The following is a 9,606-nucleotide window of genomic DNA, read 5'->3' as shown; positions in this document are numbered from 1 at the left end:
GGAAAGGGGAATATTCCATTCTCAAGTCGTGAAATTTTTGTTATTCGAAATGCCCCACCGTGGTTCGGCAGCCTCAGGATGGCCTTTCAAAAACGAATGTTTGCGAGAATCTGCAATGCCTGAGGCTGTATCTGCAAAACCAGCATCGTCCTTAAGACGGCAATCGCTCACCGTTCCAAGATGGCCAAAAAGGGCCGACTGGTACCAGTGTGTGCCATCGAGTCGTAAATCGTCGGCCCATGGTTATCCAGCAGTTGTAACCGGTTTTTAAAGGCGCCTTATTTGGCACAAACATTGCTCTCGGGTATTGGCGTATAAAAACGTGTTGTTTGCCAATTGGCAATTTAATGGTAATCGAAAGCTGAAAACACGACGGGTTATGAATTTGCAGACTGGGTGAGTTCGGGCCCCTCGCGTCCATTAACGTATAACGTAAACACCCCCAACATATCTGCTATCGCGGTCGCGCGGCGACCGCCGTCGTTACCTTCTGATCCAAGCTGGGCTTGGTCAACACCTCACCCTCACATCAAGGAGAAAATCGCGTGACAAAAACGTTCCTGAACTGCGTGCTCGGACTTATGCTGGTCGTCATGTTGGGCCATACCGGCGCGGCAATGGCCAATGTATCCATGCTCAAGACCTGGTCTTTCGACCACCCGACATATCTGCATGATCACCCCTTCGCGACCAAGCATCTCCTCGTGCAGGTCAGCGAAGGCGACCCAGCGAGATGGAAGGTGGCCCTAAATATGACCCAACAGGTCTTGATTTACTTTGGCCAGGACAATCTTCAGATCGTGGTCGTGGCATTTGGTCCGGGGTTGAAAATGCTACTGAAGGGCAGCCCCGTCGCGACATTCATTCAGTCGCTCAACGCGGAAGGAGTTGAGTTCGATGCATGCCACAATACCATGCAGGCGATGGCCAAAGACGGGCATTTGCCCGAACTGGTACCGCAGGCGGTGATCGTTCCTGCCGGCGCCGGCCGCATCATGCAACTGGAACAGCACGGTTTTGACTACATAAAGCCGTAGGGACGGAACACGGTAGTCATTGCCATTCCCGCGCTGGATTCCTGGCAGCGCGGCAGTCGCTTGTTCAGCGTCCCGGTCGCTCAAGGGTGCCGAACCTGGATCTTGCTTGGTAGCTGCCACCGCTTCAGGGCTGCTGCCATGGCGGGAAGACTTGTTGCTGATAACGTGGCCCCTCCGTCTTACCGTTCCAGCCCATATCTGTTGATTAGCCGTCATACCCCAGAGACTAATAGACGCACATGTGCTTAGAGCGCCACGCGAACGATCGTTGTTTTCTTCATTTCAGACTCTGTGGCATTATTTCGCCTACTGAAACCCCGCCGGTTCAAGTTCCGGCATGGGCCAACAAAACCGGGTGTTTTGCCAAAATCCAAAATCTCATTGTGACAGGCCAGGAAAACGGCGCCCCGTTTCCGCAGTACAATGATGCCGTTGTCATGCGGCGAAAAAATGCCGTCGGATCATTGGACCCGACGGCATTCGTATGGGTGCCTACAGTCTCCTAGAGGAGGATATTGGCCTTCACAGAACTCAAAACCACGCGTTGTGTTTTTTGGTGGTCGCGGTTTTTGTGCTTTTGACAATGCGCCGACAACACTATCGCATAGGCTGCGCTCCGGGCACACTGGTCAAAGCGCCGACTACCGCTTTATCGATCTTCTTCGCAACGTTTAGGGCAGGGGTGTTCCCGGTTAAAGCGACACGTTTTGGGTAAACAATATAACTTTTCTCACCTCGACCATATACGGTTAAGGTAAGTGGGCATGCCGCAGACGACTCCCAATGGGCATTTAATAGCTGGTTAAAGAAAAACGGGTTACAGAAAACGACAGACTGCACATCACTGAATCCTGGCTTATCCAGGTTGGGAATATGTAGCATGTGCTGTTTTGCCTTAATCATCTTCAAAATATCCAGATGCAACACGACCTTGAAATGGTGTTGACCTAATGCTTTTTGCAATTCTGGCATAACCTTGGAGATCGGTGCAGCGACACTTTCCACATACATCGGTCCCGCGGCGGCTATGCCGATCCCAAAGGAACACAGACCGAATACGGCCAAACTGGCTTTCAAAATGGTCCACTTCACCGGTGTTGATTTATTTTGCATCCTACTTTACTCCTTAAAAAGGAGCGGTTGTGCATACATCTGCAACCGCTCATGACAACCACGAGGGGAGAGACCAATACTGCTATTTATGGCTTTACATAATCAAAGCCATGCTGTTCGAGTTGCATGATACGAACGATACCGCCGGGAACTATGACGGCCTGGCTTACCAATTTAGGGGGATGTCCCATTTCCTTGGTCATTGCCTTATAGGTGTTACCACAGGCATCAAATTCGACACCTTCCGCATCCATAGAGGCGATCTTTTCAGCCACCGGGCTGTTCGCCAGGTACATTTTTAACCCCGGCCCAAAAGCAACAACTACAATTTGCACTTCCTCCTGGCCAAAATAATTCATGAGGTTCTGTGCATTACTGAGCACCAACCCCCAACGTGCGGGACTGTCCTGACTGACCTGCAAGACTATGTGTTCCTTAGCAAAGGGGTGTGAATGCGTGAAAGTTGGACTCGCAAAGTTAGAGTCTTTGAGGATCGTAATACCGGCATCGGCTGCACCGATCCCTCCCAGGAGGGAGAACGCCGTTACTGCACCCATTATCGCCGCGCGTATGCTTCGCTTCATTGCTTACCTCCGTAAATTTATGTGCTTGACTGCTATAAGATAGTGAGATCAAAAGGCAATCACCGCCTGCAATGCGAGTGCATTATCCGCGCTGTTTGCGATACTTTCTGGCAACGCTCTCTGCGCTGGCGGAATGGCGCCGAGATGGGGAATGCCAACATTACGCACATAGTAATCCAGTATTACCCGAGTTAATGGCGTGAAATGGTATTGCAGACCTACCGCCCAAGTATTGAAAGTGCGATTCTGGATAGCGATATTAGGCAACCTATTGTAGTGATCATAGCGCAAGTCCACCTCCGCACGCCGAGTAACAAACAAGCCTCCGCTGATATAATAACCGCGAGCGGTATTTTGACTACCCGGGTAGACTTGTGCCTCACTCAGTGCTGCTTGCTGTGCAGCCGGTGCAACGGTAACAGGTGATGAAAAAACGGAACTCGTGGAAATCATGCCCGAACCACGCATGTATTCGACTTTTGCCCAACGACCCCATTGGTGCATATAACCCTGCATATAGGCTATACCAATACCATCCCGAGTCATCGAATAAGCGTGGCCATTGAAGTTGGGAGTTGCATGCTGATACCAGATGAACCCCGTCAAACTACTCTGAAATGGCCCGTGTCCTCCAAAAATATAGGATTCTTGCAGCCGTGCAGCGATCAGAGGGCTATTCGAGTAGTTGGTTGCGGTCAACGGACCAAAGTTTCCGACCATGGCCCCATAGGTAAACTCCCATGGCCCATTCCGGAACCAGTTCGTGGCTTCGAGTCCCGTGTAGCGGAACGCATTGACTCCTTCCCCGTATTGACCAGGCACCGCAACCCCTCCCTGAGGATTTGGATTACCGTACGGTGTGCTGGGATTAGGTTTATAAAAGGGCTGGAGCATCATCTGGGTCGTCACGTTGGCAAACGATGTGAAGTTGTAGGCCATGTATCCCTGCATGGCTTGCTCCGGTCCGGGGGCCCGAATAATACCCGCTTCTATTCGCATAAAAGGGATATAATGGCTGAATGTAACGTGCCCGTCTATGATAGATGGAGTATAATTTCCGCCGACGTGGGTAAACCCGTTATTACCAAACTCGCCTGCCAGGAAATACGAGATATTCCGATTAATATTGCCACGGATCATCAATCGTGCGCGATTTATATTGAAAGAATTACTGGATGTGAAGTTCGGAGCAATTTGATTCAAGTGGGGGACCTGCGATCCTAATCCATCGGTGACCGCAGTGCCTGGCATATAGGTGTAAGTGGGTTGCAAATATCCTGATACGGTCACCAACGGCGCCAGTGCAGGCGAAATGCCTTGCAACTCAAACCAGTTCGCTGCGGATGCCGATTGTGCCACCGTCATTACCGCGATACCGAGGGTGCAGCAAACCGCTGCACGTAGCTTTCTCATGGGTTCCTCCTTCAATCTTAGGCGATATCTTCATTAGGTGTTGATTATAAACTGAATCAGCCTGAGCCGTAGCCCAGGCTCATATTGGCAATATCGGTGCCATAATTATGCTCTCGACGTTTTATCAGCATTTTTGATGGCCACAGGCAATATAGACTCAATGTCACCGGGTATTTTGACAAACAAACAGATAGTTACATTCAGACATCCATGGATGCCGGAAACCATATTGACACTATCAATCACATTTATTGATAGGTTGCTCATTTTGTTTTTTTGAGGAGCTCACCGACTGTTCCATTCCAGCCTTAATCGCGCACAGTTTGGCGCATATGGGCCAGTTATATTAATAATTGGCAATATTGATAAAAACTTAACGATAGGCCTGCAACTAAAGAATGGCTACTATTTTGCTCTGGAATATATATTGTCTTTTTCCTAAATTTGGCAGTTACTCCTGCTGATTTGGCAGGATTGCTTTGATAGGATTGGTTTTTCCTCTGTAATGGAGGCTCACCCTGTGGGTGATGACGAAAATCGGCCGCAAAAGGCCATTCCTGCGGCAGTAAAGGCCATGGTCGTGGACACACTGGGCGGTAGTGATGGCGGCAGCAGGCCTATCTCTTCAAATTGCGTCAATCGCCCCGAGTCAAACACCTGTTGCAGCGAGCATTTACCCGCCGCGACTGGATGAACGCCGGACAAGGCTGGGAAGGTCGGGAGGACAGCATTCAGCTTGCCGGATGGCAGCAGAGCCGCCGGGTAGTCATTCTTCGCCGCCCACTCAAAGAGAATCTGATCGCCATCCAGGAACAGCAGGGCCAACTGGAATTTGCTTTCGTGAACCGGCGCCAGACCAAGGTCTACGAATACGCCGTGCTGGTGACGGTTCTCAAAGAAAGTATTCTGGGCATCGCGCAGATGTACCGGGGCCGGGCGGATGCGGAGAACGGTTTTGACGAGCTGAGCGCGGAATTGAGAATATCCGCCGAGGCTTACGGGCTGTTCGCCAGACTGCGGAGCGGTTGCTGGGGCACCAGCCATGGGACCTCCTCCTGCGCCACATCGTCGCCCAAATTACCCAATCACCTGTGGTTACCGGATGGGGCAATTCCTGCTCTGGCCGGGCCGTAACTGCTTTTTTAGGATAAAAGGCCACAACGAAAGCGTCGACACTTGCCGCCGGAACATCTTAACCTGGAGCTATCACCGCTTTTCCGACGGCCGCAAGTTGGTCCAGGAGCGATGGTAACCAGGGATTCGTGGCAAAAGTTGGCACATTGCCCAGCATGAGTAGCGCATGACTGGCGATACCCACGGCGTCCCCATGATCCCGCGCCAACCAAATCGTGGCCTGAGTCTCTGAGCGCAGGATGGCTTGGTGGGCGGCGCGTTTGCCAAACCAATCGGCAAGTCCGGAGAGCCATCCGGGCGGTTGATTATCGGCCGCGAGCGCCAACAGATGATAAGTGCGCGGATCCTGACTATTGGCGATACCCACGAGAATGAGCCAGGTGCGTTCTGGCGTAGACAAGGATAATAGCCACTGCGGTGCTACCGCGACACAGCGTATGGTGTTTCCGCTAATGGCCGTCAGATAAGGCGCACCAGGTATGTGCGCAACACGCGCGATTATCTCGGGAGGATCCAGATATACCGGCACAGGTATGGGAATGGGCTCGAACAACGCTTCGGCATTCTGTACGGCTTGTTGCTCTGAGGTGTTCATTGGCAAGCCGTGGTGTGCTAGAAAGCTACAGGCATCTGCCGGATCACTGATGATTTGCGCCGCAGCGACCTCAGGAACAACCAAGCCCGTAATAGCGCAAAAAAGCGCCATTACTAGCCCTACGACCTCTTTCCAGAACAGCTTTTTACGGCGGAACACTCGTGTAATCGCAAGCAAATGGCCAATCCTCACGAAAGGTTGGAGACCTTATGCCGTTGGCTGATGTGGAACATCAGCATGTTTTGAGCTTTGACCTGAAGACGGCCTCCAAACGAGTTAACAAAATCAATGAGCTGTTTGAGTACATAGTCCTCACCCGCACGCCAGGAGCCCGTGCTTATGGAGAGATCAGCCACAGCATATCCTCCCTAGCCATACCTGGAGGGGAGCGTAAAAATTCCAAAGACACTTAGCAGCCATAAAATCACAACAATGACTACGACCAGGTTCAGTATTGACTTAATGGAAGATGCCATGGGTATATAGCTGTTGACGAGCCAGAGGATAACTCCAACGACGATCAGGACCAGCACTACATGAATCAAAGGTGTCATCACCTACCTCCTTGGTCTGTATTGCGACAACATTTGGTTGTATCTCCAAACCCCGCACATCATCGTATTGGCTATATCTATCAACGAGGCAGCGCTTATAATCTGCCCAGCAGAAGAAGAATCAAGACGATCAATAGCACAATACCAACCACTCCACTGGGTCCATATCCCCACCTCCTGCTGTGTGGCCAAGCCGGGAATACACCCAGAAGCAGCAGAATCAATACAACCAATAGCACAGTCCCCAACATGGTAGTTCTCCTTGTGGTTTATGCAGCGGTAATATTTATTACTGTCAGAGAAACCTTGGCACTCCCGTCTTGGTGGGTCACGCTACAGGCAACCCACATCGGTAGCCAGAACACCTGCCGCCAGACAAAAAGCCCCCACCTTTTTCAGTTGTGGAAGACTGGCGGCGTAACGGTCGCGTGGACACCGAGTCGCCGACTTAACAATCGGAAAAACTGCTGGGAGAGCACCTTGTTACCCATCAAGCCAACACCCATCTCGACCTTTGTGACCTGGGCGCTGGGAGATTGCAAATTAACACTCACCTTTGTCCCATCCGTGGTTTTTCCATAAATAGCCTCTTCATTCTCCTTCTTGTGAAGGTTGCCGGTATAGCTGATGTGCATTTCCCCCAGCACCGCGCGAGAGGCCGCGGTGGCCTGCCCAAGGCTTACCGGGTAATAGGCCTGATAATCTGACAGTCCGCCACTCGCCACATACGTAGCCCCTCCGGCCCCGGCCCCGGCTCCCAACAAAGCGACACAACCACTGAGCGGGGCTACCAACGCCGCACAACTCACGGCGAGATATGCGTAGGCTCTACGACTGGATATCTGCGTCACCTTATCCTCCATTACTGGCGTTGGCTGCCCGAATCGCCTGATTGGCTGTTCGTTGGGCAGCATTGGCTGTTTGCTGTGCGATATCTGCCCGCCTGATGGCCTCGTTTTGCGCGTTTTGCAGAGTGTTTGCCTTCATAAGCGCTTCGTTGGCGGTGTCCTGAGCCTCCCTGGCCATTGTTTGTGCTGCGTCGACCTTCGCGTTCAATCGCGATAGATCCGGCTGGCTTGCGCATCCAGCGAGCCCCAGGGGAAGGACCATCATGGTAACCGTAAGCATCGCGCCAAATTTGTTATTCATTTTTTCAGTCATGATATTTCTCCTTAATCCTCAACAAATAACGGCAAGGGAAACCAGAGAGCGGGCACTTATCTGCCAAGTTCTTTCCGATCTATTTTCATGAAGATACGTTTGAAGTATAGTATATTTTCCGTCGTCAATCGGCTGGCGGAAGCATAAATCCCTTTTCAGCCGGTCCCACCCAGATTGAACAGCCACGATCACTCTTGAGAGGGAATCAAGTCCTAGATTGAACCGGTGACTCCGGATCAGCCAAGAGGAGCGCTAGGGGGAAGCGTGAAAGCAAATGACCCACGGACAGTGCTTCTGTCCCTCCCTGCACGTCAATATCCTCACCGGTGAAAAGGTTTTGAAACTGTAGTCGACTCCAGCCCCAGGGCAGGACCAGAGTGGTATCTCCCCAGACCTCCGGACCCAGAGGCAACGGGAGGTTTTCGTTGGCGCCCAACAGGCGGAGGCAGAGACGCGGCACAACAGTCAGAGCCACCCCCTTTTCTCCTTTACGTGCGAAGGCGCAGAGGTGAGCTGCCTGCTTGCCGCGCACCCTAAGAGGAATATAGCTGCCGGTCTGAAAGGTCTCTGCCTGTCGGCGTCTGGCCTGCAGGCTGCGCCAGGTGAGATAGAGCTTAGCACGGCCACGGTCGAGGTCAGTCAGGAGTTCCTGCAGGTCTTCCGCGCGCACCCGTTCCGAGAATTGCGATTCCAACTCGGTCAACCTTTGGGAATAGGTGGCAAAATCCACCGGTCGTCGATTGTCGGGATCGACTAGGTGCAGGACCAGGTCTTCGCAGCCCTGATAAATATCCGGCACGCCGGGGGCCGTGAGTTTGAGCAGGGTCATGCCGAGGCTGTTGAGGGCGCCGAAATGACGGATGATTCGGCATAGATCAGTGAAGGCCGAGGGGAAAGGATTATGGGAGCCTTTGTCCAAAATAGCGCGGATGAAGCGTTCCAAGGCCTCTTCGTAGGCGCTGTCTGGGTTAATCCAACTGCTGTGCACCTTGGCTTCGCGGACCACCTTGCGCATGTAGGCGACGATGCGCTCCGCATAATCGGCATCGGGGGTTTCCTGGGCGGGCCAAGTGCCGAGCAAAGTTTGGTAGATCAGGTACTCGTCATTGGCATCGGGAGCGGAAATGCCGTCGATCTGACCCTTTTTGCCATTATTGAGATGCTGCCAGCGCTGCAATGCCTGTTGCCAGCGTTTCGGCATCTCCGAAAGCACGGCGATGCGGGCCCGTACGTCTTCGGAGCGTTTGCTGTCATGGGTCGAACTGGTAAGCATGTCGTGGGGGCGGTATGCAGCGCGGTCGCGGCACCTTTTGTGGAAGGCGGCGACAGAAATACCGAAATGACGAGGGTCGCTGCCCACATCATTGAGACAAGTAAGGCGTTGGTAGCGATAGAGGGCGGTGTCCTCACGACCTTTGGCCATCACCGGGCCGGTGTATTGCTGGAATTTGCCCACAAAGGCGATACGCTCCCGAGTGTAGACCGGAGGTTTCCCGGACAAGGTCAGTACCTCCTCCAGAAACTGGAAGACGCTGACATCTTCCGCCTGGCTGTTGCGACGAGCCTGGATTATGGCGGTTTGGACGCGCTGCCGGTCCGCATCCAGAAGAATCCCATCGGCACTGTAGGTCCGGTAGACCGGAAAGCAGGAGATCACTTCCTGGAGTGCCCAGCGCAGGCCGTTCAAGGTGTAGTCCCGGGTGCGCCGGTCGGTCTGGGCAATATGGCTGAGATGGTCAGCCAGTACATTGAGTTCGCTGGCCATGGAGCTTTTTATGATCAGTTTTTTGCAGTCGTAGAGGAGCGTATCGAAGTCGCACGGATGACCGATGAAGGCGCTATACAGGCGCTCGAAGGCCGCCCGCGCCCGGTCATTCACGAAAAGGCTGGTCACGTCGTTGGCAAAGTCGTAGCCGGTGCTGCCGTGTACCGGCCAGTCCGGGGGCATGGCTTCGCCATCTGCGAGGATCTTTTCCACTACCAGGTAGAGGCTCCTGCCGCCCTTGTCGCGGCGG

Annotated in this window: 12 protein-coding genes; 2 read left to right on the top strand and 10 right to left on the bottom strand. The window is 52.9% G+C overall.

Annotated elements, in window-relative coordinates:
- Positions 1 to 545 precede the first annotated feature (545 nt).
- Positions 546 to 1,037, top strand: coding sequence for a DsrE family protein (locus Q0C48_RS12870; RefSeq protein ID WP_291524984.1), 492 nt, complete (start codon positions 546 to 548; stop codon positions 1,035 to 1,037).
- 597 nt (positions 1,038 to 1,634) lie between these two features.
- Here Q0C48_RS12870 and Q0C48_RS12865 read toward each other — a convergent pair.
- From Q0C48_RS12865 to Q0C48_RS12855, 3 genes are all read right to left on the bottom strand, one after another.
- Positions 1,635 to 2,150: a DUF302 domain-containing protein gene (locus tag Q0C48_RS12865; protein WP_291524982.1), complete on the bottom strand. Its 516-nt coding sequence runs from the start codon at positions 2,148 to 2,150 to the stop codon at positions 1,635 to 1,637.
- Positions 2,151 to 2,236: 86 nt separating this feature from the next.
- Positions 2,237 to 2,734, bottom strand: coding sequence for a DsrE family protein (locus Q0C48_RS12860; RefSeq protein WP_291524980.1), 498 nt, complete (start codon positions 2,732 to 2,734; stop codon positions 2,237 to 2,239).
- 48 nt (positions 2,735 to 2,782) lie between these two features.
- Positions 2,783 to 4,147, bottom strand: coding sequence for a porin (locus Q0C48_RS12855; protein WP_291524978.1), 1,365 nt, complete (start codon positions 4,145 to 4,147; stop codon positions 2,783 to 2,785).
- Positions 4,148 to 4,807: 660 nt separating this feature from the next.
- Between Q0C48_RS12855 and Q0C48_RS12850 the strand changes: the two genes are divergently transcribed.
- Positions 4,808 to 5,281: a hypothetical protein gene (locus Q0C48_RS12850; protein ID WP_291524975.1), complete on the top strand. Its 474-nt coding sequence runs from the start codon at positions 4,808 to 4,810 to the stop codon at positions 5,279 to 5,281.
- 58 nt (positions 5,282 to 5,339) lie between these two features.
- Here Q0C48_RS12850 and Q0C48_RS12845 read toward each other — a convergent pair whose 3' ends face one another.
- The 7 genes from Q0C48_RS12845 to treY form a co-directional block, all read right to left on the bottom strand.
- Positions 5,340 to 6,053, bottom strand: coding sequence for a hypothetical protein (locus Q0C48_RS12845; protein WP_291524973.1), 714 nt, complete (start codon positions 6,051 to 6,053; stop codon positions 5,340 to 5,342).
- Positions 6,054 to 6,064: 11 nt separating this feature from the next.
- Positions 6,065 to 6,232, bottom strand: coding sequence for a hypothetical protein (locus tag Q0C48_RS12840; RefSeq protein WP_291524971.1), 168 nt, complete (start codon positions 6,230 to 6,232; stop codon positions 6,065 to 6,067).
- 12 nt (positions 6,233 to 6,244) lie between these two features.
- On the bottom strand, positions 6,245 to 6,430 hold the full coding sequence (locus Q0C48_RS14740; protein ID WP_366937057.1) for a Thivi_2564 family membrane protein: 186 nt from the start codon (positions 6,428 to 6,430) through the stop codon (positions 6,245 to 6,247).
- Between the two features lie 95 nt (positions 6,431 to 6,525).
- Positions 6,526 to 6,678 (bottom strand): DUF3309 family protein, encoded by a 153-nt coding sequence (locus tag Q0C48_RS12835; RefSeq protein WP_366937059.1) that lies wholly within the window; start codon positions 6,676 to 6,678, stop codon positions 6,526 to 6,528.
- Positions 6,679 to 6,825: 147 nt separating this feature from the next.
- Positions 6,826 to 7,281: a DUF3568 family protein gene (locus tag Q0C48_RS12830; RefSeq protein ID WP_291524967.1), complete on the bottom strand. Its 456-nt coding sequence runs from the start codon at positions 7,279 to 7,281 to the stop codon at positions 6,826 to 6,828.
- Position 7,282: 1 nt separating this feature from the next.
- A complete protein-coding gene (locus Q0C48_RS12825; protein WP_291524965.1) occupies positions 7,283 to 7,591 on the bottom strand; it encodes a hypothetical protein in 309 nt (102 codons plus the stop codon).
- Between the two features lie 205 nt (positions 7,592 to 7,796).
- Positions 7,797 to 9,606 (bottom strand): malto-oligosyltrehalose synthase (gene treY / locus Q0C48_RS12820; protein WP_291524963.1); only part of this gene is annotated, 1,810 nt, incomplete at its 5' end.

This window comes from Acidithiobacillus sp. (assembly GCF_023255755.1).
Classification (GTDB): Bacteria; Pseudomonadota; Gammaproteobacteria; order Acidithiobacillales; family Acidithiobacillaceae; genus Acidithiobacillus.
This window is presented reverse-complemented; position numbering and strand designations above follow the sequence as displayed.

What these genes read in the sequence shown, in the direction of transcription:
- Q0C48_RS12865 (WP_291524982.1), bottom strand. Translation starts at nt 2,150, where the DNA reads ATGCAAAATAAATCAACACCGGTGAAGTGGACCATTTTGAAAGCCAGT.
- Q0C48_RS12860 (WP_291524980.1), bottom strand. Translation starts at nt 2,734, where the DNA reads ATGAAGCGAAGCATACGCGCGGCGATAATGGGTGCAGTAACGGCGTTC.
- Q0C48_RS12855 (WP_291524978.1), bottom strand. Translation starts at nt 4,147, where the DNA reads ATGAGAAAGCTACGTGCAGCGGTTTGCTGCACCCTCGGTATCGCGGTA.
- Q0C48_RS14740 (WP_366937057.1), bottom strand. Translation starts at nt 6,430, where the DNA reads ATGACACCTTTGATTCATGTAGTGCTGGTCCTGATCGTCGTTGGAGTT.
- Q0C48_RS12825 (WP_291524965.1), bottom strand. Translation starts at nt 7,591, where the DNA reads ATGACTGAAAAAATGAATAACAAATTTGGCGCGATGCTTACGGTTACC.